Source organism: Stenotrophomonas sp. 78350_Sma (assembly GCF_056482105.1).
In genome coordinates this window covers 3,133,468-3,158,336 of the sequence record NZ_CM151182.1, presented here as the reverse complement: position 1 = coordinate 3,158,336, position 24,869 = coordinate 3,133,468, and the positions used below count along the sequence as shown (strand labels likewise).

The window sequence follows — 24,869 nt, the reverse complement described above, 5'->3', positions numbered from 1 at the left end:
AGGACTTCCCCATGACTGCCCCCCACGCATCCTCCAATTTCGATCAGGCCGAGCTGGACAAGTTCGCCGCACTGGCCAACCGCTGGTGGGACGCTGACGGCCCGCAGAAGCCGCTGCATGCGCTGAACCCGGTGCGGCTGAAGTACGTGGCTGACCGCGTGCCGCTGCGCGGTGCGCGCGTGCTGGATATCGGCTGCGGTGGCGGCCTGCTGAGCGAGGCGCTGGCGCAGTCCGGTGCCGACGTCACCGCCATCGACCTGGCCCCGGAACTGGTCAAGGTCGCACGCCTGCACGCGCTGGAAAGCGGTGCCAAGGTCGAATATCGCGTCCAGGCTGCAGAGGACCTGGCTGCCGAGCAGCCGGGCAGTTTCGATGTGGTCACCTGCATGGAAATGCTCGAGCACGTGCCGGATCCGGGCGCGATCATCGAGGCCTGCAAGCGCCTGTTGAAGCCGGGCGGCCACCTGTTCCTGTCGACCATCAACCGCACCGCTGCCGCCTTCGCGGTGGCGATTGTCGGCGCCGAGTACGTGGCGCGGCTGCTGCCCAAGGGCACCCATCACTACCAGGAATTCATCAAGCCGGCCGAGCTGGCGCGCTGGCTGCGCGAGGCCGACATGCAGCTGGTGGATGTCAGCGGCATGGCCTACGAGCCGTGGCGCAATCATGCCCGCCTGAGCAGCCGCACCGACATCAACTACCTCGCCTACGCGGTCAAGCCGGCATGACCTCCACCGGTTTCCCGCGTGCGGTGCTGTTCGACCTGGACGGCACCCTGCTGGACAGTGCGCCGGACTTCGTCGCCACCTGCGATGCGATGCTGGCCGAGCGTGGTCGTGCACCGATCGATCCGGCGTTGTTGCGCCCGGTGGTGTCGAAGGGCTCGCGTGCGATGGTCTCGGCAGCCTTCCCCGATCTGGACACGGCGGCGCGTGATGCGCTGATTCCGGAGTTCCTGCAGCGCTACGAGGCGTTGATCGGCCAGCACGCGGTACTGTTCGATGGCGTTGCAGACATGCTTGCTGCACTGGATGACGCCGGTACCGTGTGGGGCATCGTCACCAACAAGCCCGAGTACCTGGCGCGCCTGATCCTGCCGCAGCATGGCTGGCAGCAGCGCTGTGCGGTACTGGTGGGCGGTGACAGCCTTGCCGAGCGCAAGCCGCATCCGCTGCCCCTGCTGCACGCCGCGCAGGCGATTGCCGTTGCCGCCGAAGACTGCGTGTACGTGGGCGACGACGAGCGCGACATCATTGCTGCGCGGGCTGCGGCCATGCCGTCGGTCGCGGCGCTGTGGGGTTACCGCCTGCACAGTGACGACCCGCTGGCGTGGCAGGCCGACGTGCTGGTCGAGAACGCCGGACTTCTGCAACTGGCCAGCCTCTGGCCGACCCGGCCGGCAACCCCGGCCCAGCCGTAAGGAATGACGTAGTGAGCAGTACCGCGCTGGACAGTTTCCTCGACAAGTGGCGCAGCCGCTGGCCGGAATGGTCGGTGGCCGCCCCGTTCGTGGCCGAATCGCAACGCGAGCTTGCAGTGGCGTGGTTCGCGCTGCTGCAGGAATTCGACGACATGCTCAACACCAGTGGCGACCCGATGCCAGCCGATGCCAAGCTGGCCTGGTGGGGCGAGGAGCTGCGCAGCTGGGCTGCGCACCGGTCGCGTCACCCGTTGGGCCGCCTGCTGGAGCCAGTGCGTGCGCCGTGGGCGCAGCTGGCCGAGGCGCTGCCGGATCTGGTTGAAGCGCGCACCGTCGCACTGGATGCGGCCAGCGCCGAGCGCGCGTTGGCCAACTACGCCGACGCGGTTGCCACGGTGGAAGCGGCGCTGTTCAACGACAGGCCGCGCACCGGCGCCGGTCGCGCGGTGCAGCTGCAGACCCTGGCCCAGCGCCTGCAGGATGCCGGCGTGGCCGGTGTGCCGCGCAGCCTGTTGGATGAGGATTCCAGCACGGCCGCGCAGTGCTGGGCGCAGTACCTGTTGAAGGGCTGGGGCAGCCGCGTATCCGGTCCGCGCCCGCGCCGTATCTGGTCCAGCCTGGCCCGCGCCCGCGTGGCCGCGCAGGCTGCAGGCAAGCCGATTGAAGCGACACCGGTGCGCACCTTGCTGCGCGTGTGGTGGGCCGCGCGCGGTTGATTCAACTGCCTGGTAGTGCCGGCCGCTGGCCGGCTGCCCGGTCGTGCCGCGAAGGGTCATGCGGTTGCCGGCCAGCGGCCGGCACTACCGCCCTCTGGCGTCTCAGAACGTCCTGACCTCATTCATTGCAGCGCGCAGTACTTCGCGGTCCAACGCGATTTCACTTCGCGCATCCACTGCATCGACGATGCCCATCCACGCCGTGTAGATCTGCTCGCGTTCCTCGGTTTCGATGAAGCCGCTGCGGCGGTCCAGTGCGTTGAAGCCCTCGGTGTAGGCGCGGCCGATCTGCGCCAGGGCTGCGGTCAGTTCCGCGGCATCGCCGCCGCCGGTGTCCAGCTTCAGGGCATCGGTGCAGGCGTTGCGATACAGCGCGGCTGCCTTTTTCGCCTGCGCAGTACTGATATGCGTGCCGCCCTCCCAGTCGCGGAAGGGATTGTCGAGGTTGGCGGCCAGCCATTCGGGCTTGCGCAGTTGTCCTACGTCCAGATCCAAGCCTTTCGCCACCTCGCCCTTGTACGCCTTGCGGATGGCGCTGCCGAGCGCGGCCGGCAGGCTGTGCAGCCACAGCCGGCAGAGGCTGGGCCAGCACTCCGGTGCGGGAAACACGGCGTCCTCCGCTGGAAATACATCGCTGGCGCTGAGCGTATGCAGCTGCCGTAGATCGCCCAGGTGCTGCAGGCCCTGCAGCACGCAGGGGGCGCCGGCGATTCGCAGCGCCCGCAGCTGCGGGAAACGCGCGGCGATGCGGCTGGCATCCACCTCGCGCACCTCGCGCAACTGTAGTTCGCCCAGCTGCGGCAGACCGGACCACGGCAGGCCGGCGTCGCTGCTGATCACGGTCAGCCAGCGTCCGTCGTCCTCGCCGTGGATGACCAGGTCGGGGCTGATCGAACCCTGCAGGGTGAGCCGGGACAGACTGGCATTGAGGTGCAGGCTGCGCAGGCCGGTGACATCAATGACCAGTTGCAGCAGCCCGGTACCGCGCAGGTCCAGCGCGGGTGCGTACTGGCCGCTGATGTCCAGGGAATGGATCAGCGGCCGCGTGCGCAGCCACGGCAGCAGGTCGGGCACCGGTTCGGCGATATCCAGCCGGGTGAGCAAGGGCAGGGCATCAAACAGGGCCAGCGAAGGCGCCAAGTTCATGGCCTGGCCATCCAGCCGCGTGGCACTGCGGCGTACCGGGTACTGGCCGCGTTCCAGCAGCACCGTGTGGTTTTCGGGCGCGCGCGCGGCGGTCTTGAAGGCCTGCACGGCCGCCGCGTCCTGCGCATTCCAATGGCGTTGCCGTTCCACTTCCGAGCCGTCCGGCCAGGTGCCGTAGCTGTCGGGTGCGCTGCCGACCAGCGGCGCGCGCCAGCCCATATGCTGGAAATCGCGCGGCACGCGCCTGCCCACCCACAGATGGTCCAGGGCGTTGTCCTGGTGCAGGTAGTCGAAGCGCGCGGGCTGCATCGCCGCCACGGCGGCCGGGTCGGGCAGGGTGGTGCCGGTCCAGTCCAGGGTCAGGATGGCGAAGCCGCCTTCGCGATCGTCCTGATGGGTCAGCTGGTAGGCGACGAACGCCTGCAGGCGTGCGTTGTGGACAGTGTAGATATCACCCGGGGCGGGCATGCAACGTTCCTTGTTTCCTTGTTCGCCGGGCATGGCCCGGCGCTACCGCGCGCGTCGATCGGCCGGCGCCGGGGCAAGCCCGGCGACGGTGCGCGCGCGTTACTTGCGTTCCAGCACCAGCAACGGATCGATACGGGTATCGAACCAGTTCATGCCCCAGTGCAGGTGCGGGCCGGTTGCACGGCCGGTGGCGCCGACGGCGGCGATTACCTGGCCCTGGCTCACCCGGTCACCCACCTTCACGTCGATGCGCGACAGGTGCAGGAAGTTGGAACTGACCCCGAACCCGTGGTCGAGCAGCAGCGTGCCGCCGGTCAGGTACAGGTCCGGGCCGGCGAAGGTGACGATGCCGGCGGCCGGTGCCTTCACCGGAGTGCCGGTCGGCACCGCGATATCCATGCCGGAATGGCCGGCACCGGGCTGGCCGTTGTACACGCGCGCATTGCCGAAGCGGCCGCTGATGCGGCCCTGCACTGGCCAGATGAAGGTCTGGGTGAAGTCGGTGCGGTCATCATCGCGGGCACGCGCGGCGGTCACCTGCGCCTGTTCGCGCTTGATCCGTTCGGCAATGGCCGGCGGCGGATTGACCGTCTTCGGGGGCACGCCGTTGACGCGCTCGGTGGGCCAGTCGCGCGGGGTCACGGTGATGGTGGCGGTCTCGCTGCCACCGTCGGGGCGTTGCACCTGTACGCGCAGCGGACCCTTTTCGTCGCGGCCGATGCCGAACACCACGCTGCCGTAGCTGCTCACCCGCAGCTGGCGGCCGGCGTACTGCACGCGGCTGCCGGCGGGCACCTTGCCGATCACCAGCGCGCCCTGCGACGCGCTGGCCGGGAATACCACGCGGCTGTCGATCAGGCTGCCGATGCCATCCTGGGCCTGCGCTGCCGGTGCGGTGAGCAGGGGCGCGGCCAGCAGCAGCGCCCCGATCATCAGTGCCGAACGCATCAGCGGTCGTAGGTCATGCGCTGACCGGCCGGTTCGCCGACCAGTTTGCTGCCGTCCCACACCAGCTGGCCGTTGACCCAGGTCGAGGCCACGCGCGAACGGAAGGTGGTGCCTTCAAACGGCGACCAACCACACTTGGAAAGTACGTCCTCGCGCTTGACCGTAAACGGCACGTCTTCCACCAGCACCAGGTCGGCGAAGTAGCCTTCGCGCAGGAAGCCGCGCTCTTCCACGTCGAACAGCTGTGCCGGCGCGTGTGCGAATTTCTGCACCACCTGTTCGCGGGTCAGCTTGCCTTCGTGCACGCGCTCCAACGCGGCCACCAGTGCGTACTGCACCAGCGGCAGACCCGACGGCGCCTGCGCGTAGGGCTTCTGCTTCTCTTCCCAGGTGTGCGGTGCGTGGTCGGTGGCCAGCACGTCCAGTACGTCGTCGGCCAGCGCGGCGGTGATCGCTTCGCGGTCGGACACTTCCTTGATCGCCGGGTTGCATTTGATCAGGTTGCCCTTGGTCGCGTAATCCGGGCGCGCGAAGTGCAGGAAGTGCACGCAGGTCTCGGCGGTGATCTGCTTGCGGCTGCCGTCGGCACGGATCAGCGGGCCCTTTTCGAACAGCGCCAGCTCATCGGCGGTGGAGATGTGCAGCACGTGCAGGCGGGTGCCGTGCTTGCGCGCCAGCGACATCGCCAGGCGGGTGGACTTGATGCAGGCCTCGCGCGAGCGGATGTCCGGGTGCATGTCCGGGGTCAGCGCGTCGCCGTACTTTTCCTGGAAGGCCTTCAGGTTGGCGTCGATCATCGGCGTGTCTTCGCAGTGCGTGATGATCGGGGTCGGGCATTCGCGGAAGATCGCATCCAGTGTTTCCGGGTTGTCGACCAGCATGTTGCCGGTGGAGGCGCCCATGAACACCTTCACGCCCGGGGCCTTCTTCGGGTCCAGGGCGCGGATCGCGTCCAGGTTGTCATTGCTGGCACCGTGGTAGAAGCCGTAGTTGGCCCAGGCGCGGCCGCGCGCGAGCTCGTACTTGGCTTCCAGGATGGTCGAATCCAGCGTCGGCGGGTTGGTGTTGGGCATGTCCATGAAGCTGGTCAGGCCACCGGCCACGGCCGCCGCCGATTCGCTGGCGATGTCGCCCTTGTGGGTCAGGCCCGGTTCGCGGAAGTGCACCTGGTCATCGATCATGCCGGGCAGCAGCCAGCGTCCGGCCGCGTCCACCACCTGCTCGCCGTCGCGCGGCGCCAGCCCACTGCCTATCTGCGCGATGCGGCCGTTCTCGATGCGCAGGTCGCCGTCGAAGGTGCGGCCTTCGTTGACCATGCGGGCGTTGGTGATGAGGGTGGAGGACATGTCAGTGTTTTCCTGTGCAACGGCAAGAGGGGGCGTTGGGAGACTCGGGCACGGGGTCGAAGCCGCCGGGATGGAACGGGTGGCAGCGACCGAGCCGACGCGCAGCCAACCAGCTGCCGCGCAGCGGGCCGTGCCGCGAGATGGCTTCCATCGCGTATTCAGAACAGCTCGGCACGAAACGGCAGCGTGGCCCCAGCAAGGGGCTGATGAAGCGCTTGTAGAAGCGCAGCAGGGCGATGAGCAGGCGCGAGATCACCCAGTCATCTTATGCCAGTTGGCATGAAGGCCGCATTTGTGCAGGATGGGCCGTTGGTCGCATGTCGCCGATGGCCTGCGACCGGTACCAGCACTCTCGGGTGCTGGCCAGGTTCCGTACCGCGCAAGGCGGTCCGTGTTCGTCGGACCGCCCCTTGGCTGGCTTGGCTCCAGGACTGAATGGAGCAGGGTCGCTGAGGTTGCTGCTGCGGGTCGGGTAGGCTATAAAGGCCCGCTTTCCCGGGCCCCGGGGAATCCAAGGAAGAGCGTTTCGTGGCTGCTAAAAAAACTGCAAAGAAGGCCGCAACGGCCGCCAAGAAAACCGCCAAGCCTGTTGTGAAGAAGTTGGCGGCAAAGCCCGTTGCCAGGAAACCGGCCAGCAAGCCGGCGACCAAGGCAGCGTCCTCGCAACCGGCGGCCAGGAAGGCCACCGCAAAGAAAACGCCGGTCAAGGCAACCAAGCCGGTGGCGAAGAAGGCCGCTGCGCCCGCCAAGGCCAAGCCTGCCGCTGCCAGCAAGAAGGCGCCGGTGGTGAAGAAAACCGCCAGCAAGGCCGCGCCGGTGAAGAAGGCCGCCGCCAAGCCGGTGGCGAAGAAGGCAGCAGCCAAGCCGGCGCCGAAGGCGGTGGTGAAGAAGGCTGCAGCCAAGCCGGTCGCCAAGCCCGCGGCAAAGAAGGTCGCTGCAGCTAAACCGGTTGCCACGCCTGCCGCTGTAAAGAAGGTTGCCAAGAATGTTGCCGCGCCGGCCGTCAAGCCGACCCCGGCCCCAGTAGTGAAGTCCGCACCGAAGCCAGCTACCAAGCCGGCTCCGGCCAAGCCTGTCCCGGCCAAGACCGTGGCAGTGGCAGCAGCCCAACCGGCCTCCAAGCCGGCCCCGGCCGCCGCTCCTGCCGCTTCGAAGGCCCCGCAATCCAAGAATCCCGTGCCCGTTTCGAAATCGCCTGCCAAAACCGCCGTGAAATCCGATTCCGCCCCGAAGACCGTGTCGCGCCCTGTCGGCAAGGTTGCCGTGGCCGTCGCCGCCCGCTCGGCGGCACCGGCCCCGCGCAGCAAGTACAAGGTGGTCGAGTACAAGACCGACGAGGCCACCGGCCGCCCGATCCTGCCGGCTGGCTACAAGCCGTCCTCGGAAGAGGAATACATGAGCTCGCTGCAGCAGGAGTACTTCCGCCAGCGCCTGCAGAACTGGCGTGCGGACCTGGTGGAAGAGTCCAAGCAGACCATCGAGAACCTGCGCGAGGAAGTGCGTGACATCGGCGACGAAGCCGAGCGTGCGACCCGCGAGACCGAGAACTCGCTGGAACTGCGTACCCGCGACCGCTACCGCAAGCTGATCGGCAAGATCGACAGCACCCTCAAGCGCCTGGAAGCAGGTGACTACGGCTACTGCGTCGACACCGGCGAAGAAATCGGCCTGGAGCGCCTGGAAGCGCGCCTGACCGCCGAGCGCACCATCGACGCCCAGGAGCGTTGGGAGCATCTGCAGAAGCAGCAGGGCGACTGATTCCCGGTTGTTATCTGGTCATGCGAAAAACCCGGCCTCGGCCGGGTTTTTTGTTGGGTTCGAGTTGGCTGTCTAGAGCAGCGCCTTCCGGGTATCGGGTGGAGCCTGCGGGTGGGTCCGGGCAGGACACGCTGCAAGTACATCCCTGTAAGCTCGGCCGCGGCATCCATGCCGCGGACGGTCCTGCCCGGACCCACCCGCAGGCTCTAGACGGTTTCCTGCGTGCGCGGCTGATGTAGATACCGTGTCGCCCTTGCCTAGGCAAGGGCGACACGGTATCTACCAGGAGCGGTCATACGTGCGCTCGCGGCTGTTGAGTCCGCCTTGTAGCGAGCCGAGCACCGCAGGGGAATCAGGGGCGAAGAGGCGCCGCTGTTTGAGCGCAGCGAGTTCGGCGCCGTCCCCTGATTCACCGAGGAGCACAGGGCACCGGCGCGCAGCGCCGGCTCGCGGATGGCGGAGCGTTTCTTTGGTTACTTTCTTTTCGCGAAAAGAAAGTGACACCCCGCCGCGGTCGCGGAAAAGGGCCGCCGGGCATGGCCCGGCGCTACCAATGCGTCGGCGCACGTAAAGCGGCTGTCGCGGAAACGACGAGCCGACGCTACTGCAGATCACGCAAATTCAACTTCCGCAGCGTCGGGTTCTTCCATGCGGTAATTCCGGCCACGCTCAGCACCGCGAACCCACCCAGCACCACTGCCGGTACCAGACCGAGCAGCTTGGCCATCGTGCCGGCATAGAACGCGCCCAGCTCGTTGGACGAACTGATGAAGATGCCGTTGATCGACGACACGCGACCGCGCATCTCTTCCGGCGTGGCCAGCTGCAGGATGGTCGAGCGGATCACCACCGAGACGCCGTCGAAGGCCCCGTAGAACAGCAGGATCAGCGCCGACAGCCAGAAGTGCTGCGACAGGCCGAAGCTGATCACGCACAGGCCGAACCCGGCCACCGCGAACAGCAGTACGCGGCCGGCATTGCGGTGCAGTGGGTGGCGGGCCAGCCACAGGCCTACGCACACCGAACCCAGCGCCGGCATCGCGCGCAGGATGCCCAGGCCTTCCGGGCCGTGGTGCAGGATTTCGTGCAGGAACGCAGGCAGCATCGCCACCACGCCGCCCAGCAGCACCGAGAACATGTCCAGCGCCATGGCACCGACCATGATCCGGTTGCCGACCACGAAGCGCGCACCCTCGGCGATGCTCTTGAAGATCGGTGCAGCTGGACCGGTGTGCACAGGCTCTTCCACTTTCAGCGTGGCCAGGCAGGCCATCGCCACCAGTGCGAAGCCGGTAGCCACGGCATAGGACAGGCCCTTGCCGCCGAAGCCGACCAGCACGCCGCCCAGCGCTGGGCCGGCGACCATGCCGGCCTGGAACACCACTGCGCCGAGCCCGGCACCGCGCGCGAACTGATCGCGCGCCAGCACGCGGGCGAACAGTGCGTTGTAGATCGGCGACAGGAACGCACGGACCATGCCGGTCAGGGCGATGGCCGCATAGATCGGCCATACCCCTTCAAACGGCAGCCAACCCGTGGCAACGCCGGTCAGCACCAGCGCCGTGGCGATCAGCCCGGAACAGGCCACCATGCCCAGCCGGCGCCGTGGCAGGTGATCGACCAGATAGCCAGCGAACGGGGCCACGCAGAAGAACGGCAGCACCTCGGCCAGGCCCACCAGGCCCAGCGAGAACGGATTGCGGGTGACTTCGTAGATGTGCCAGCCGACGGTGACCGCAACCACCTGGTAGGACAGCATCGCGAAGATGCGGTAGGCCAGCAGCTTGGCGAAACCGGGCCGGGACAGCAGGCCCAGCGCGGTGTCTTCGGCTGTGGCAGGCTCGCTCACGACGGGTCGCGCTGCAGCTGGGCCTGCGCGGTCTCGCGGATGAACGCCAGCATCGCCGCCACGCCGTTGCTGCGGGTGGGTGAGAGGTGACGGGCCAGGCCGATGTCCTGGATGTAGCTGGGCTCGGTATCCAGGATCTCCTGCGCCGAGCGCCCGGAGTACACGCGCAGGGCCAGGAAGATCAGGCCGGAAACGATGGCCGAATCACTGATGGCGTGGAAGCGCAGTGACTGCGCGTTGCCTTCCGGCACGATCCAGACCATCGACTGGCAGCCCAGCAGACGGTGCTCTTCGGTCTTCCATTCGTCCGGGAAGGCGGGCAGCTTGCGGCCGAGGTCGATCAGGTACTGGTAGCGCTCGGACCAGTCGCCGAAGAAGCCGAATTCCTCGGCGATGGCGGTCTGGGCCTCGGCGGCGGTGGGTTCAAGCGGGAACGGGGAGTCGGTCACAACAGTCTCTACAGTGGGGGCGTGGCCGGCAGGCCGGCCACGGGGCAGGGCGGGTCAGCCGCGCTTGCGCGACCAGCGAACGCCCTGCGGAGTGTCGTCCAGCACGATGCCTTCGGCGGCCAGCTGGTCGCGGATGGCGTCGGCACGGGCAAAGTCACGCGCCTTCTTGGCCGCAGCGCGCTCGTCGATCAGGCCCTGGATGCGCGAATCGTCACCATCATCGCCGGCGGCGGTACCGAACCACTGCGCCGGATCGGCCTGCAGCAGGCCCAGTGCCAGGCCCGCACCGAGCAGCTCGCCCTTCAGGCGCGCCTGTTCGGCCGGATCGGTGGCACGACGCGCGTCGGCGGCAATGCGGGCCACTTCGGCCAGCGCCTGCGGGGTGTTCAGGTCGTCATCCAGGGTCGCCTCGACGGTGGCCGGGATCACCGCGCTGGCTTCGATCGACGCCAGTTCGCGCAGGGTGCCGTACAGGCGGTCCAGGGTGCGCACCGACTGCTCGATCAGGCCATCGGACCAGTCCAGCGGCTGCCGGTAATGGGCCGACAGCAGGGCCAGGCGCAGTGCCTCCGGCGGATGCTGGCGCACCAGGTCATGCACGCGCTCGATGTTGCCCAGCGACTTGCTCATCTTGGCGCCGCCGAAGTTGAGCATGCCGTTGTGCAGCCAGTAGCGGGCGAAGATCCTGCCGCCGTGCGCGCATTCGCTCTGCGCGATCTCGTTCTCGTGGTGCGGGAACTGCAGGTCGACGCCGCCGGCATGGATGTCGATGGTCTCGCCCAGATGGGCGGCGGCCATCGCCGAGCATTCGATGTGCCAGCCCGGGCGGCCACGGCCCCAGGGCGATTCCCAGCCGGGCAGGTCGTCGGTGGACGGCTTCCACAGCACGAAATCGCCCGGATCGCGCTTGTAGGGGGCGACATCGACGCGGGCGCCGGCCAGCATCTCTTCCGGGTCACGGCGCGAGAGCTTGCCGTAGCCGTCGAAGCTGGCCACCGCGAACAGCACGTGGCCCTCGGCGGCATAGGCATGGCCGTTGGCGATCAGCTGCTCGATCATGGTGATGATCTGCGGCATGTGCGCGGTCACCTCCGGCTCGATGTCCGGCGGCACCACGCCCAGCGCGGCCATGTCTTCACGGTAGGCGGCGGCGAACTTGTCGGTGATGGTGCTGATCGGCACCCCCTGCTCGCGCGCGGCGGTGTTGATCTTGTCGTCCACGTCGGTGATGTTGCGGGCGTAGCGCAGTGCGCCGAAACGCCGCCGCAGCAGGTCGGCCAGCACCCCGAACACCACCGGGCCACGGGCGTTGCCGATGTGCACGTAGTTGTAGACCGTGGGGCCGCACACATACAGGGTCGGACAGGCCGGATCGAGCGGGGTGAACGGTTCGAGCTGGCGAGTCAGGTTGTTGTGCAGGCGCAGGGTCATGGGGGTGTGGCTGGGGGACAAGCCCGTGATTTTAGAACGTGTCGGCCCCCTTTGGGTGCACCGGTTGCCACCGGTGGACGCCGGCTTCACCCAAGGTGGGGTGGGCAGGAGCGGCGTGGACGGGTAATGTTCAGCCCCTTGCGCTCGTCACTGCCTACACTATTGCCGTGTCCTTGCTCCCGTCGCCACTGAAATCCACCGTGTTGCTGACCCTGGCCTGCCTGTCGGCGACAGCCGCCGTGGCCCAGGCGCAGGACGCCGAGCCGCGCAACCGTGTGGTGATCGTCGAGAACGTGAAGTTCGACTATGCGCAGGTGCTGAACGTCGAGCCGGTGTTCCAGACCCTGCGCGCGACCCGCACCGAGGAGCACTGCGAGCCGATCTCGACCCGTACCCTGGCCCCTGTCAACGTGACCGGCGAAGAGCCTGTCGAGGACAAGGGCCGGATCGGCCGCTTCTGGGATTCGGTGCGCTCGATGTTCAAGCGCAGTGACGAGGAGATCCCTGAGGAGGCCGCGACCGAGACGCCGACCCCGGCGCCGGCCAACAATGGCCCGATGCTGACCCGTGACTGCCGCATCGTGCCGGTCGGGCGTGAATTCCGCCGCCCCATCGCCTACGACGTGGACTACGTCTACAAGGGCACCAAGTACCGCTCGCGGCTGCCGGAAGACCCCGGCAACCGGCTCAAGATCCGGGTCTCGATCACCCCCTGGGTCGGCCCCGAGCAGGGCGCAGCCGGCAATCCCTGATTCTGCGACCCCGGCCCCTTGCGCCGGCTCCGGCCGCATGCAAAGATTGTCGACCATGAAGCTCACCGACTTCCAGCACGACAGCAGCGCAGCCCGACAGGCGTCGGGCATGACCTCGCGTGCGCGTCGACCGGAACCCCACATCCTCGCTGGGTAACCGGAGCTTTTTGCTGTTCGTCCGAAAAAAACCCAGCCCGCCGGCTGGGTTTTTTCGTTTCCGCGTTCTGAAAGCTGCAACTGCAACCTTTTCGATCCACCTTTGGTTCCTGCTTTTCCCTTCCACTGCGCCGAACCCGGCGCCGCCACGCAAGGAAAGATGATGTCCCCCAAGCACTTCCTGAACACCCAGGACTGGAGCCGCAGCGAACTTGACGCGCTGCTGACCCAGGCCGCGCTGTTCAAGCGCAACAAGCTCGGCGACCAGCTCAAGGGCAAGTCGATCGCGCTGGTGTTCTTCAACCCGTCCATGCGCACCCGCACCAGCTTCGAACTGGGCGCGTTCCAGCTCGGCGCCCACGCGGTGGTGCTGCAGCCGGGCAAGGATGCGTGGCCGATCGAGTTCAACCTCGGTACGGTGATGGACGGCGACACCGAAGAGCACATCGCTGAAGTGGCCAAGGTGCTGGGCCGTTACTGCGACATCATCGCCGTGCGTGCGTTCCCCAAGTTCATCGACTGGGCCTACGACCGCCAGGACATCGTCCTCAACAGCTTCGCCAGGTATTCGCCGGTGCCGGTCATCAACATGGAGACCATCACCCATCCGTGCCAGGAGCTGGCCCACGTCATGGCCCTGCAGGAGCACTTCGGCACCCAGGACCTGCGCGGCAAGAAGTACGTGCTGACCTGGACCTACCACCCCAAGCCGTTGAACACTGCGGTGGCCAACTCGGCGCTGACCATCGCCACCCGCATGGGCATGGACGTGACCCTGCTGTGCCCGACCGCCGACTACATCCTCGATGACCGCTACATGGGCTGGGCCGAGCAGAACGTGGCCGAGAGCGGCGGTTCGCTGAAGATCAGCCATGACATCGACAGCGCCTACGCCGGCGCCGACGTGGTCTACGCCAAGAGCTGGGGCGCGCTGCCGTTCTTCGGCAACTGGGAGCCGGAAAAGCCGATCCGCGACCAGTTCAAGCACTTCATCGTGGACGAGCGGAAGATGGCGCTGACCAACAACGGTGTCTTCAGCCACTGCCTGCCGCTGCGCCGCAACGTGAAGGCGACCGACGCGGTGATGGATTCGCCGCAGTGCATCGCCATCAACGAAGCCGAGAACCGCCTGCACGTGCAGAAGGCGATCATGGCCGCGGTTGCCGGGCGCTGATTCCCAAGCATTGAAACAATCCGCCGGGCATGGCCTGGCGCTACCCCACCTGATTGGACATTACCCCCATGAGCAACAAAGACGTCGTTCTCGCCTTCTCCGGCGGCCTGGATACCAGCTTCTGCGTGCCGTACCTGCAGGAGCGCGGCTACAACGTGCACACCGTGTTCGCCGACACCGGCGGCGTGGATGATGAAGAGCGCGATTTCATCGAGAAGCGCGCCGCCGAACTGGGCGTGGCCAGCCATGTCACCGTCAACGGTGGCCCGGCCATCTGGGAAGGCTTCGTCAAGCCGTTCGTGTGGGCTGGCGAGGGCTACCAGGGCCAGTACCCGCTGCTGGTGTCCGACCGTTACCTGATCGTCGATGCCGCGCTGAAGCGTGCCGCCGAACTGGGCACCAACATCATCGCCCACGGCTGCACCGGCATGGGCAACGACCAGGTCCGCTTCGACCTGGCCGTGAAGGCCCTGGGTGACTACCAGATCATCGCGCCGATCCGCGAAATCCAGAAGGAGCACACCCAGACCCGCGCCTACGAGCAGAAGTACCTGGAAGAGCGCGGCTTCGGCGTGCGCGCCAAGCAGCAGGCCTACACCATCAACGAGAACCTGCTGGGCCTGACCATGTCCGGCGGCGAGATCGACCGTTGGGAAGCCCCGGGCGAGGGTGCCCGTGGCTGGTGCGCACCGCGCAGCGAGTGGCCGGAACAGGCGCTGACCGTCACCCTGAAGTTTGTCGAAGGCGAAGCCGTTGAACTGAACGGCAAGGCGCTGCCGGGTGACCAGATCCTGGCCCAGCTCAACAAGCTGTTCGCCCCGTACGGCGTTGGCCGCGGCGTGTACACCGGCGACACCGTGATCGGCCTGAAGGGCCGCATCGTGTTCGAGGCCCCGGGCCTGGTTTCGCTGCTGGCCGCACACCGCGCGCTGGAAGATGCGGTGCTGACCAAGCAGCAGAACCGCTTCAAGCCGGACGTGGCGCGCAAGTGGGTGGAGCTGGTGTACGAAGGCTTCTACCACGACCCGCTGAAGACCGACATCGAAGCCTTCCTGAAGTCCTCGCAGGCCAAGGTGAACGGCGAAGTGGTGCTGGAAACACGTGGTGGCCGTGTTGATGCAGTGGCGGTGAAGTCGCCGCACCTGCTCAACACCAAGGGCGCCACCTACGCGCAGTCGGCCGACTGGGGCGTGGAGGAGGCGGAGGGTTTCATCAAGCTGTTCGGCATGAGCTCGACGCTTTACGCGCAAGTCAATCGCTGAGCGATTGAATTGCGCGCGCGTCTCCCGCGCATTCCGCCTTAACCCTGCGCCGTTGGCGCGCCCCCTTCAACAAGAAGGGGGCTCTCCACCAGACGCATCACGGTAGCGCCGGGCCATGCCCGGCGGAATTCCACAGGATCTTTGTTTCATGCTTGAACAGACGCTCGATCACCTGCAGGCGCTGGTGTCCTTCGACACCCGCAACCCGCCGCGTGCGATCACCACCGGTGGCATCTTCGATTACCTGCGCGCGAACCTGCCCGGGTTCAACGTCGAGGTGATCGACCACGGTGCAGGTGCAGTCAGCCTGTACGCCGTGCGCGGGACGCCGAAGTACCTGTTCAACGTGCACCTGGATACCGTGCCGGACTCGCCGCACTGGAGTGCCGACCCGCACGTGATGCGCCGCCTGGATGACCGCGTGGTCGGCCTGGGCGTGTGTGACATCAAGGGTGCGGCCGCTGCGCTGGTGGCTGCGGCCAACGCCAGCGATGGCGATGCCGCCTTCCTGTTCTCCAGCGACGAAGAAGCCAACGATCCGCGCTGCATCGCCGCGTTCCTGGCGCGTGGCCTGCCGTACGAAGCCGTGCTGGTGGCCGAGCCGACCATGAGCGAGGCCGTGCTGGCCCACCGTGGCATCAGTTCGGTGCTGATGCAGTTCGCCGGCCGTGCCGGCCATGCCTCGGGCAAGCAGGATGCGGCCGCCAGCGCGCTGCACCAGGCCATGCGCTGGGGTAGCCGCGCGCTGGACCATGTGGAATCGCTGGCCTCGGCACGTTTCGGTGGGTTGACCGGCCTGCGCTTCAACATCGGCCGCGTCGAAGGCGGGATCAAGGCCAACATGATCGCACCTGCGGCTGAAGTGCGTTTCGGCTTCCGCCCGCTGCCGTCGATGGACATCGACGCCCTGCTGGCAACCTTCGCCGGTTTCGCCGAACCGGACGCCGCGCTGTTCACCGAAACCTTCCGTGGCCCCAGCCTGCCGGCCGGCGACATTGCCGAAGCCGAGAACCGCCGCCTGCTGGCGCGCGACGTGGCCGATGCGCTGGACCTGCCGATCGGCAACGCGGTGGATTTCTGGACCGAAGCCTCGCTGTTCTCCGCCGCCGGTTACACCACCCTGGTGTTCGGCCCGGGTGACATCGCCCAGGCCCACACCGCCGATGAGTTCGTGACGCTGGACCAGCTGCAGCGCTACACCGACGCCGTGCAGCGCATCATCGCCGCCGGCGCCTGATTCTTCCCTTTCCGACGAAACCGAAATGTCTCCTGCCCTCCAGCCCCATCGCCAGACCCGCCAGACCATCGTGCGCCTGCTTTCCAGCATGGCCAGCGCGAAGGAGATCAGCCAGTACCTCAAGCGCTTTTCGCAGCTGGATGCCAAGCGCTTCGCCGTGGTCAAGGTCGGCGGCGCGGTGCTGCGCGATGACCTCGACGCGCTGACCTCCTCGCTGTCGTTCCTGCAGGAAGTCGGCCTGACCCCGATTGTGCTGCACGGCGCCGGCCCGCAGCTGGATGCCGAGCTGTCGGCGGCCGGCATCCACAAGCAGACCGTGAACGGCCTGCGCGTGACCTCGCCGGAAGCGCTGGCGATCGTGCGCCGGGTGTTCCAGCAGTCCAACCTGCGGCTGGTCGAAGCCCTGCAGCAGAACGGCGCGCGTGCCACCTCGATCACCGGCGGCGTGTTCGAGGCCGAGTACCTCGACGTGGACACCTACGGCCTGGTCGGCGAAGTGAAGAAGGTCAACCTGGCACCGATCGAGGCCAGCCTGCGTGCCGGCTCGATTCCGGTCATCACCAGCCTGGGCGAGACCGCCGGTGGCCAGATCCTCAACGTCAACGCCGACTTCGCCGCCAACGAGCTGGTGCAGGAACTGCAGCCGTACAAGATCATCTTCCTGACCGGCACCGGTGGCCTGCTGGATGAGCAGGGCAACGTGATCGATTCGATCAACCTGTCCACCGAGTATGACCACCTGATCGCGCAGCCGTGGATCCACGGCGGCATGAAGGTGAAGATCGAACAGATCAAGGATCTGCTCGACCGCCTGCCGCTGGAATCGTCGGTGTCGATCACCCGCCCGGCCGACCTGGCCAAGGAACTGTTCACCCACAAGGGCTCGGGCACGCTGGTGCGCAAGGGCGAAAAGGTGCTGCGCGCCACTGCCTGGAACGAACTGGACCTGCCGCGCCTGAAGGGCCTGATCGAATCCAGCTTCGGCCGCACCCTGGTACCGGAGTACTTCGAAAAGACGAAGCTGCTGCGTGCCTATGTCAGCGAGAACTACCGCACCGCGGTGATACTCACTGACGAAGCCGAAGGCGTGTACCTGGACAAGTTCGCCGTGCTCGACGACGCACAGGGCGAAGGCCTCGGTCGTGCGGTCTGGAACGTGATGCTGGAGGAAACCCCGCAGCTGTTCTGGCGCTCGCGCCATGGCAACCCGATCAATCACTTCTACTACGCCGAGTCCGATGGCTGCTACAAGCAGGATCAGTGGAAGGTGTTCTGGTTCGGTGCCGATGGCATCGATCGCATCCGCACCTATGTCGACCACTGCGCCAAGCGCACACCAAGCCTGCAGGGCTGAGCGATGAGCAACCCCGACGCCTGGAGTTCGGTACCCACCCTGCGCGGCCAGCACGTGATGCTGCAGCCGCTGCAGATGGAACATGTGCCGGGCCTGCGCGCTGCGCTGGACGGCAGCGGGCTGGACCAGCTCTGGTACACGCAGGTGCCGTCGCCGGAGCGGGCCGAGGCCTATGTGCAGGCCGCGCTGCAGGCGCAGGCCGAAGGCAAGGTGCTTCCATTCGTGATCCGCGATGCTGCCGGTGAGATCATCGGCAGCACGCGCTTCTACGATATGGATGCCGGCGTGCCGAAACTCAGCCTCGGCTACACCTGGTACACGCCGCGCGTGCATCGTACCGGTGCCAATACCGAAGCCAAGCTGTTGTTGCTGCAGCACGCCTTCGAAACGATGGGCTGCATCAGCGTGGTGCTGGAAACCAGCTGGTTCAACGCCACTTCGCGTACCGCCATTGCCCGCCTCGGCGCCAAGCAGGATGGCGTGCTGCGCAACCACAAGCGGCATGCCGATGGCACGCCGCGCGACACCGTCATCTTCTCCATCATCGATGCGGAATGGCAGGGCGTGAAGCGCCACCTGCAGTACCGCCTGGACAGGCACGCATGAACGATTCGACTTTCACCCTGGGCATCGTCGGTGCCCGCGGCCATACCGGCGCCGAGCTGATCAAGCTGGTGGCAGCCCATCCACGCCTGAAACTGGCCTTCGTGTCCTCGCGCGAGCGCGCCGGGCAGCGCCTGTCCGATCACCATCCGGAATTCCAGGGTGACCTGCAGTACGAGAACCTGGACGCCGACGCGGTGGCCGCCAAGGGCGTGGATGCGGTGATCCTCGCCCTCCCCAATGGCCTGGCCGCACCGTTCGTGGCCGCGCTTGAAACCGCGAAACCGGACACCGTCATCGTCGACCTCTCGGCCGACTACCGCTTCGACAGCAGCTGGTACTACGGCCTGCCGGAGCTGACTCGCGGCCGCTACAACGGTCAGAAGCACATCAGCAACCCGGGCTGCTATGCCACGGCGATGCAGCTGGCGGTGCAGCCGCTGCTGGACCTGCTGGCCGGTCCGCCGCAGTGCTTCGGTGTCTCCGGCTACTCCGGCGCCGGTACCACGCCGTCGGACAAGAACAACGTCGAACTGCTGGCCGACAACCTGATGCCGTATGCGCTGACCAACCACGTGCATGAGCGCGAGGTGTCGGTGCAGTTGGGCGTGGCGGTCGAGTTCATGCCCCACGTCGCGCCGCATTTCCGTGGCATCACGCTCACCGCCAACCTGTGGCTGAACCGCGTGCAGACCCGCGAGCAGATCATCGAGCGCTTCCAGCAGGCCTATGCCGGCGAACCCCTGATCGAAGTGATGGATGAAGCGCCGTGGGTCAGCCGCATCGCCGGCCGCCACGGTGCCCAGGTCGGTGGCTTCACCCTGGCCCCGGGCGGCAAGCGGGTGGTGGTGGTGGCGACCCTGGACAACCTGCTGAAGGGCGCGGCCACCCAGGCCATGCAGAACCTCAACCTCGCGCTGGGCATCGACGAACTGACGTCGATCCCGCACTGATCCCGCCTTCCGGAGCCCCCATGGCAGACCTTCTTTGGCAGAAGCCCGGCGTCGCTGTCGACGCCCAGATCCAGACCTTCCTCGCCGGTGACGACGTGATCCTCGATCGCGAGTTCTTCCTGCATGACATCGCCGCCAGCGCAGCGCATGCGCAGGGCCTGCAGCACATCGGCATCCTCGGCGCCGATGAGCTGGCCGGCCTGCTGCGCGAGCTGGAGGTGCTGGCGCAGGACTTCCGCGAAGGCCGCTTCGTGCTCGATGCCCAGTACGAGGATGGTCACTCGGCGATCGAAGCGCGCCTGACCGAACGGCTCGGCGATGCCGGTCGCAAGATCCACACCGGCCGCAGCCGCAACGACCAGATCCTGGTGGCCACCCGTCTGTGGCTGAAAGAGAAGCTGCAGCGCGTGGCCCAGCTCAGTGCCGAAGTGGCCAAGGTCGCGCTGGACCGTGCGCAGGCCGAGAAGGACCTGCCGATTCCCGGCTACACCCACATCCAGCGCGCCGTGGTGTCCTCGGCCGGCATGTGGTGGGCGGGCTGGGCCGAGGCCTTCATCGACAACGCCGTCCGTGCCCGCGACACCCACGCGCTGGTCGACGCAAATCCGCTCGGCACGGCTGCCGGCTACGGTGTGAACCTGCCGCTGGACCGCGCACACACCACGGCTGCACTCGGCTTCGCGCGCATGCAGATCTCGCCGATCTACGCGCAGCTGTCGCGTGGCAAGTTCGAACTGGCCGCGCTGGAAGCGCTCGGTGGTGCCACGCTGGACCTGCGCCGCATCGCCTGGGACCTGTCGCTGTTCACCAGTGCCGAGTTCGGTTTCGTCGCGCTGCCGGCGCAGTACACCACCGGCAGCTCGATCATGCCCAACAAGCGCAACCCGGACGTGATCGAGCTGATGCGCGCGACCCACGCCAGCGTGGCCGCTGCACGTACCGAGATCGAGCAGCTGCTGTCGCTGCCGTCGGGCTACCATCGCGACCTGCAGTCGTCCAAGGGCGCCATCTTCCACGGCTTCGGCCGCGGTCTGGCTGCGCTGGAACTGCTGCCGGCGTTGCTGGCCAACCTGGAATGGCGTGACGACAAGCTCCGCGCGGCGATTGATTCAGGCATGTATGCCACCGACGTTGCCGTGGAAGCGGCCGTGGCCGGCGTGCCGTTCCGCGAGGCCTACAAGGCCGCTGCGGCCGGTGCGGACAGTGCAGGGCAGGGGCGCACGCCGGAAGGCAGCCTGGCCGCCCGTGTGTCGCCGGGTTCGGCCGCCGACCTGCGCCTGGATGAACTGCGCGCGCGCTGGCAGGCGCTGGCCTGATGGCGACCACCGTCTATCTGGTGCTGGCCATGCGCCGGCCCGATTTCAATGCCGCCGCCGTGCAGCCGCACCGTGACTTCCTCGATGCGTTGCAGGCGCAGGGCAAGCTGCAGCTGACCGGCGGCTTCGCCGATGGCAGCGGTGGCGCCTACGTCCTGTGCAACGTGGACAGCCTGGCGCAGGCACAGGCCATCGTTGCCACCGATCCGCTGGTGACGATGCAGGCCTCTGACCTGACCGTGCACGAATGGAACACCCGCTGAGACCCTGACCGATGACCCTGCACGCTGCCAACGCCGCTTCGCCGTTCCCGCAACAGGCGCTGCCACCGTGGCGGCGTGCGGTGCTGAAGGTCGGCAGCAGCCTGCTGGCGGCCGATGGTGGCGGACTGTCGCCACGTCATGCGCTGGGCCTGGCGCAGTTCGTCTCGGCCAACGTACTGGCCGGGCGCGAAGTGGTGATCGTGTCATCCGGCGCAGTGGCGGCCGGGCGCGCGATCCTGCCGCGCGCCGATGAGCCGGGCGCAGCGATGGCGGCGCGGCAGGCCTTGGCGGCCCTTGGCCAGGCCCAGCTGATCGGCCTCTGGCAGCGCTTCTTCGAGCGCCCGGTGGCGCAGGTTCTGCTGACCCATGACGACCTGCGCAACCGTCGCCGTTACCTCAACGCCCGCGCCACCCTCAACGAACTGCTGCGGCTGGGCGCGTTGCCGGTAGTCAACGAGAACGACACCGTGTCGGTGGACGAGCTCAAGCTCGGTGACAACGACAATCTGGCGGCGACGGTGGCGGCGCTGGTCGATGCCGATGCGCTGTTCATCGCCACCGACATCGATGGCCTGTACAGCGCCGACCCGCGCACCGTGGCCGATGCACGGCCGCTGCACGACGTTGCGGAATTGAATGATGAAGTGCTGGCGATGGCGGGGGGGGCGGGATCACGTGCCGGTACCGGTGGCATGCGCACCAAGCTGGAAGCGGCGGCCAAGGCGGGCCGCCTCGGCATCGAGACCTACCTGTTCAATGGACGCAGTGGGGAGGTGGTGCGCGCGCTGGCACAGGATCGCCTGTTCGGCACCCGCATCCACGCCGCGCGCAGCCGCGAGGCCGCGCGCAAACACTGGCTTCGGCACGCACCGCTGGCCGAAGGCGCGATCCTGGTCGATGCCGGTGCTGCACAGGCGATGCGCGAGAAGGGCGCTTCGCTGTTGCCTGGCGGCATCACTGGTGCGGAAGGGACGTTCCGCCGTGGCGATATGGTGCAGGTGTGCTGGGACGCATCGCAGGGGCGCGTGTGCATCGCCCGCGGTGTCAGCCAGTACGCGGCCGACGACGTGCGCCGCATTGCTGGCCGCCATTCGCGCGACATCCAGGCCGTGCTCGGCTACAACTACGGCGGCAGCGTCGTCCATCGTGACGACCTGGTGCTGCCATGACCGCATTGAAGGACATTCCGATGAGCGACATCGAAGCGCAGGCGCGGGCCTGCCGTGACGCGGCCCAGGTGGTCGCCGGTCTCGACAGTGACGCCCGGCGCGCGCTGCTGCTGGCGATGGCACAGGCACTGGAAGTGAACGCCGGGCTGATCCTGGCCGGCAACGCGCGCGACCTTGCCGCTGCACGCGGGAAAGGCGTGGGCAGCGCCATGCTTGATCGGCTGGCACTGGATCCGCCGCGCCTGTTCGCGATGGCCGAGGCCGTGCGCGAAGTGGCCGGATTGCCAGATCCGGTCGGCCAGGTGACCCGCGATGACGTGCGCCCGAACGGGATCCGCGTGCAGAAGGTGCGCGTGCCGCTGGGCGTGATCGCGATGATCTACGAGGCGCGCCCGAACGTGACCGCCGAAGCCGCTGCGCTGTGCCTGAAGGCTGGCAATGGCGTGATCCTGCGTGGCGGCTCCGAAGCGATCCATTCCAACACCGCCATCGCGCAGGCGCTGGCGGGAGCACTCAAGGCCAACGGCGTGGCACCGGCCGCAGTGACGGTGCTGACCGACCTGCGCCGCGAGGCGATGCTGGAACTGCTGCAGCTGCACGAGCTGATCGACCTTGCGATTCCGCGTGGTGGCGAAGGCCTGATCCGTTTCGTCGCCGAACACGCACGGGTGCCGGTGATCAAGCACTACAAGGGCGTCTGCCACCTGTTCGTGGATGCCAGTGCCGACCTTGGCAAGGCTCTCGATCTGCTGGTGGATGGCAAGTGCAGTCGTCCTGCAGCCTGCAATTCGCTGGAGACGTTGCTGGTGCACCGTGACGTCGCCGGTTCGTTCCTGCCGCGCGTGGCGAAGGCGTTGGGCGAGCGCGGCGTGCAGCTGCGTGCCGATGCGGGTGCGCAGTCCCTGCTGCCGGGCAGCACGCTGGCCACCGAAGACGACTACGCCGCCGAGTTTCTCGACCTGGTACTGGCGGTGCGCGTGGTGGACGATCTCGATGCGGCCATCGCGCACATCCGTGCCTACACCTCCGACCATACCGAAGTGATCGCCACTGAAGATGCCGGTCAAGCCGAACGCTTCGTCAACGCGCTGCGCTCGGCGGTGGTGATGGTGAATGCCTCATCGCGCTTTTCCGATGGCGGCCAGCTCGGCCTGGGCAGCGAGATCGGCATTTCCACCACACGGCTGCATGCCTACGGCCCGATGGGACTGGAAGCGCTCACCGTCGAGCGCTTCGTGGTGCGTGGCGAAGGGCAGACGCGCAAGTAGATCCACCCCATGCGTGGATGCTCTTCGCGGTAGACCCCGGTGCCGACCAAGGTCGGCATCTACCAAAGCAAGTGCCGACCACGGCCGGCACCCACCGGGTTGTTGGGCTACACCACCTCGCGGCGGATGCCCACCGGCCGCGCATGCTCATCCATGTGCAGCGTAGCGGACTTGCAGCCCAGCAGCCGCTCGGCCAGGCCGGTGCTGGCGCCGAGATCGGCGGCTACTTCATTGAGGCTGGCCAATGGCCGTGGCAGGCGCCGTTCGTGGCCACGGAAACGCGCACGGTTGTACTCGGCCCAACCGATCAGCAGCACGCTTGCACACAGCAGCATCAGCGGCAGCGCGACCAGCACGTAGGGGTCGAACTGGTTCTTGCGTTCATACAGCTGCTGCCAGGCCATCTGTCCGCCGATCAGCCACGACACCAAGGTCACCAGTGGCGCCCACAGGTAGAAGTAGAACCCCCAGAACGCGAGGGTGACAAAGCCCCAGGCGGTGCGCTGGAAGCGCGGTTGATGATGTGGCTTGCGGATCATCCGCGAGTCGAAGCGGTTGGACGGGTGTTGTGCGTTCATCGGATCCCCCGGTCAGGGCTGGTCCAGGTAGCGCGCTTGCTGCGACGGCGCAGCAGGGTCTTGGGAAGCGCCACCAGGGTGGTGGAAAGGCTGATCAGCCAGTACGCCATCGGGTACCAGATGACCCAGAAGTAGTTGCGTCCAATCTGTGTTTCGTAACGACGGTCGATGATCAGGCTGCTGGCGAACTGCAGCAGGCAGACCAGGGCCAGAATCACGCCATGCCATTGCGGCAGCAGGCTGGCGATGTACAGCTGCGGCGGCATGTCGATGAGCTTGCCCAGCACCCACAACACCACGATGAACAGCATGGTGTAGGCCCAGATGACGCTCAGCACATACTCCAGCAGCACGCCCCACATGCGCCGCTCCTTCCAGTGCAGCAGTGAACGCGCATGCCGCAGCATCACTTCCACGCCGCCCTGCGCCCAGCGCAGCCGTTGCCGCCACAGGCCTTTCAGCGTTTCCGGCATCAGGATGAAGCACAGCGCGTTGGGCTCGTAGCGGATGTCCCAGTGCGCACGCTGCAGGCGCCAGCTGATGTCGATGTCCTCGGTCACCATGTCGTCCGACCACCAGCCGACCTGGTGCAGTGCGGTACGACGGAAGCCGGCGATGACCCCGGAGATCGTGAAGATGCGCCCGTAGACACGTTGCGCGCGCTTGATCATGCCGATGATCGAAGAGAACTCGGCCACCTGCAGGCGCCCGAGCAGGGTGGAACGGTTGCGGATGCGTGGGTTGCCGGTGACCGCGCCGACCCGGCTGCCACTGACCAGGTGCCAGACCATCCAGTGCAGGGCGTGTTCCTCCAGCATGGCATCGCCATCGATGCACACCAGATACTCCGAGCGTGCCGCCAGCGCCCCCATTCGCAGCGCATTGGCCTTGCCGAGGTTGCGGTCCAGGTGCAGCACGCGCAGCCGGGGATGCTTCGCCGCCAGCACATCGAGCCGGGCGCCGGTGTCGTCACTGCTGCCATCGTCGATGGCGATTACCTCGTAGTCGGCCGGATAGCGCTGCGCCAGCGCGGCCCCCAGGGTGTCGTCCAGGTTCTCCGATTCGTTGTGGCAGGGAATCAGCAGGCTAGCGAACGGTGGATCGACCATCAACGGAGGATCATTGCGCGGCCGCGAATGGCGTTCGCGCCGGAAGTAGTAATACAGACCGCCCGACATCCAGAAGAACGCCATCACCATCGGGTAGTAGAAGGCGAACTGGAACAGGACCTGCAGCAGCGGATGCATGTCCAT

General features: G+C 67.0%; 24 protein-coding genes. 15 read left to right on the top strand and 9 right to left on the bottom strand.

Going from position 1 to position 24,869, the window contains the following annotated elements; genetic code table 11:
* Nucleotides 1-11 precede the first annotated feature (11 nt).
* From ubiG to ACZK4H_RS14680, 3 genes are read left to right on the top strand one after another with little or no spacing between them, the layout of a single operon-like run.
* A complete protein-coding gene (gene ubiG / locus ACZK4H_RS14690; RefSeq protein ID WP_099551877.1) occupies nucleotides 12-728 on the top strand; it encodes a bifunctional 2-polyprenyl-6-hydroxyphenol methylase/3-demethylubiquinol 3-O-methyltransferase UbiG in 717 nt (238 codons plus the stop codon).
* Nucleotides 725-1,420 (top strand): phosphoglycolate phosphatase, encoded by a 696-nt coding sequence (locus tag ACZK4H_RS14685; protein ID WP_099551876.1) that lies wholly within the window; start codon nucleotides 725-727, stop codon nucleotides 1,418-1,420. Before ubiG ends, ACZK4H_RS14685 begins: the two co-directional genes overlap by 4 nt.
* A gap of 11 nt (nucleotides 1,421-1,431) precedes the next feature.
* Nucleotides 1,432-2,136 carry an isoprenoid biosynthesis enzyme family protein gene (locus ACZK4H_RS14680; protein ID WP_099551875.1) on the top strand — a complete coding sequence of 235 codons (705 nt, stop codon included), beginning with the start codon at nucleotides 1,432-1,434 and terminating at the stop codon, nucleotides 2,134-2,136.
* A gap of 102 nt (nucleotides 2,137-2,238) precedes the next feature.
* On the opposite strand, the gene ACZK4H_RS14675 is transcribed toward ACZK4H_RS14680, so the two are convergent.
* The 4 genes from ACZK4H_RS14675 to yidD all read right to left on the bottom strand — a co-directional run bounded on the left by ACZK4H_RS14675 (nucleotide 2,239) and on the right by yidD (nucleotide 6,300).
* Nucleotides 2,239-3,750: a gliding motility protein gene (locus ACZK4H_RS14675; protein ID WP_099551874.1), complete on the bottom strand. Its 1,512-nt coding sequence runs from the start codon at nucleotides 3,748-3,750 to the stop codon at nucleotides 2,239-2,241.
* A 99-nt stretch (nucleotides 3,751-3,849) separates the two neighbouring features.
* Complete coding sequence (locus ACZK4H_RS14670) at nucleotides 3,850-4,698, bottom strand: M23 family metallopeptidase (protein ID WP_099551873.1); 849 nt, start codon at nucleotides 4,696-4,698, stop codon at nucleotides 3,850-3,852.
* Complete coding sequence (locus tag ACZK4H_RS14665) at nucleotides 4,698-6,044, bottom strand: dihydroorotase (RefSeq protein WP_012480835.1); 1,347 nt, start codon at nucleotides 6,042-6,044, stop codon at nucleotides 4,698-4,700. The genes ACZK4H_RS14670 and ACZK4H_RS14665 overlap by 1 nt, the downstream gene beginning before the upstream one ends.
* Before the next feature lies 1 nt (nucleotide 6,045).
* A complete protein-coding gene (yidD, locus tag ACZK4H_RS14660) occupies nucleotides 6,046-6,300 on the bottom strand; it encodes a membrane protein insertion efficiency factor YidD (RefSeq protein WP_005414016.1) in 255 nt (84 codons plus the stop codon).
* Nucleotides 6,301-6,572: 272 nt separating this feature from the next.
* On the opposite strand from yidD, the gene dksA reads away from it, so the two are divergent.
* Entirely contained in the window at nucleotides 6,573-7,802 is a 1,230-nt protein-coding gene (dksA, locus tag ACZK4H_RS14655) for an RNA polymerase-binding protein DksA (protein ID WP_099551872.1), read from the top strand.
* Between the two features lie 601 nt (nucleotides 7,803-8,403).
* On the opposite strand, the gene ACZK4H_RS14650 is transcribed toward dksA, so the two are convergent.
* Genes ACZK4H_RS14650 through cysS form a run of 3 tightly spaced genes read right to left on the bottom strand, consistent with a single transcriptional unit; the run spans nucleotide 8,404 to nucleotide 11,531 of the window.
* Complete coding sequence (locus ACZK4H_RS14650; RefSeq protein ID WP_099551871.1) at nucleotides 8,404-9,651, bottom strand: MFS transporter; 1,248 nt, start codon at nucleotides 9,649-9,651, stop codon at nucleotides 8,404-8,406.
* A complete protein-coding gene (locus ACZK4H_RS14645; protein WP_005410372.1) occupies nucleotides 9,648-10,100 on the bottom strand; it encodes a SufE family protein in 453 nt (150 codons plus the stop codon). Before ACZK4H_RS14645 ends, ACZK4H_RS14650 begins: the two co-directional genes overlap by 4 nt.
* A 54-nt stretch (nucleotides 10,101-10,154) precedes the next feature.
* Nucleotides 10,155-11,531 (bottom strand): cysteine--tRNA ligase, encoded by a 1,377-nt coding sequence (gene cysS, locus ACZK4H_RS14640; protein ID WP_099551870.1) that lies wholly within the window; start codon nucleotides 11,529-11,531, stop codon nucleotides 10,155-10,157.
* A gap of 203 nt (nucleotides 11,532-11,734) precedes the next feature.
* On the opposite strand from cysS, the gene ACZK4H_RS14635 reads away from it, so the two are divergent.
* The 11 genes from ACZK4H_RS14635 to ACZK4H_RS14585 all read left to right on the top strand — a co-directional run bounded on the left by ACZK4H_RS14635 (nucleotide 11,735) and on the right by ACZK4H_RS14585 (nucleotide 23,038).
* Nucleotides 11,735-12,283 (top strand): glycine zipper 2TM domain-containing protein, encoded by a 549-nt coding sequence (locus ACZK4H_RS14635; protein WP_241896738.1) that lies wholly within the window; start codon nucleotides 11,735-11,737, stop codon nucleotides 12,281-12,283.
* Nucleotides 12,284-12,602: 319 nt separating this feature from the next.
* Entirely contained in the window at nucleotides 12,603-13,613 is a 1,011-nt protein-coding gene (locus ACZK4H_RS14630; RefSeq protein ID WP_099551868.1) for an N-acetylornithine carbamoyltransferase, read from the top strand.
* 68 nt (nucleotides 13,614-13,681) lie between these two features.
* Entirely contained in the window at nucleotides 13,682-14,875 is a 1,194-nt protein-coding gene (locus ACZK4H_RS14625) for an argininosuccinate synthase (RefSeq protein ID WP_010486639.1), read from the top strand.
* A 148-nt stretch (nucleotides 14,876-15,023) separates the two neighbouring features.
* Nucleotides 15,024-16,112, top strand: coding sequence for an acetylornithine deacetylase (locus ACZK4H_RS14620; protein WP_099551867.1), 1,089 nt, complete (start codon nucleotides 15,024-15,026; stop codon nucleotides 16,110-16,112).
* Nucleotides 16,113-16,137: 25 nt separating this feature from the next.
* On the top strand, nucleotides 16,138-17,466 hold the full coding sequence (locus ACZK4H_RS14615; RefSeq protein ID WP_099551866.1) for an acetylglutamate kinase: 1,329 nt from the start codon (nucleotides 16,138-16,140) through the stop codon (nucleotides 17,464-17,466).
* A 3-nt stretch (nucleotides 17,467-17,469) separates the two neighbouring features.
* A complete protein-coding gene (locus ACZK4H_RS14610; RefSeq protein WP_099551865.1) occupies nucleotides 17,470-18,072 on the top strand; it encodes a GNAT family N-acetyltransferase in 603 nt (200 codons plus the stop codon).
* Complete coding sequence (argC, locus tag ACZK4H_RS14605) at nucleotides 18,069-19,022, top strand: N-acetyl-gamma-glutamyl-phosphate reductase (RefSeq protein WP_099551864.1); 954 nt, start codon at nucleotides 18,069-18,071, stop codon at nucleotides 19,020-19,022. The genes ACZK4H_RS14610 and argC overlap by 4 nt, the downstream gene beginning before the upstream one ends.
* A gap of 20 nt (nucleotides 19,023-19,042) precedes the next feature.
* Nucleotides 19,043-20,338, top strand: a complete 1,296-nt coding sequence (gene argH, locus ACZK4H_RS14600) for an argininosuccinate lyase (RefSeq protein WP_099551863.1) — start codon at nucleotides 19,043-19,045, stop codon at nucleotides 20,336-20,338.
* Nucleotides 20,338-20,601, top strand: a complete 264-nt coding sequence (locus tag ACZK4H_RS14595) for a YciI family protein (protein ID WP_099551862.1) — start codon at nucleotides 20,338-20,340, stop codon at nucleotides 20,599-20,601. The genes argH and ACZK4H_RS14595 overlap by 1 nt, the downstream gene beginning before the upstream one ends.
* Nucleotides 20,602-20,612: 11 nt before the next feature.
* Nucleotides 20,613-21,770, top strand: a complete 1,158-nt coding sequence (gene proB, locus ACZK4H_RS14590) for a glutamate 5-kinase (RefSeq protein WP_099551861.1) — start codon at nucleotides 20,613-20,615, stop codon at nucleotides 21,768-21,770.
* Nucleotides 21,767-23,038, top strand: coding sequence for a glutamate-5-semialdehyde dehydrogenase (locus ACZK4H_RS14585; protein WP_099551860.1), 1,272 nt, complete (start codon nucleotides 21,767-21,769; stop codon nucleotides 23,036-23,038). Before proB ends, ACZK4H_RS14585 begins: the two co-directional genes overlap by 4 nt.
* Nucleotides 23,039-23,145: 107 nt before the next feature.
* Here the strand turns inward: ACZK4H_RS14585 and pgaD are convergent, their stop codons facing one another.
* Nucleotides 23,146-23,616, bottom strand: a complete 471-nt coding sequence (gene pgaD, locus ACZK4H_RS14580) for a poly-beta-1,6-N-acetyl-D-glucosamine biosynthesis protein PgaD (protein ID WP_099551859.1) — start codon at nucleotides 23,614-23,616, stop codon at nucleotides 23,146-23,148.
* Nucleotides 23,613-24,869 carry a poly-beta-1,6-N-acetyl-D-glucosamine synthase gene (pgaC, locus tag ACZK4H_RS14575; RefSeq protein WP_099551858.1) on the bottom strand — a complete coding sequence of 419 codons (1,257 nt, stop codon included), beginning with the start codon at nucleotides 24,867-24,869 and terminating at the stop codon, nucleotides 23,613-23,615. Before pgaC ends, pgaD begins: the two co-directional genes overlap by 4 nt.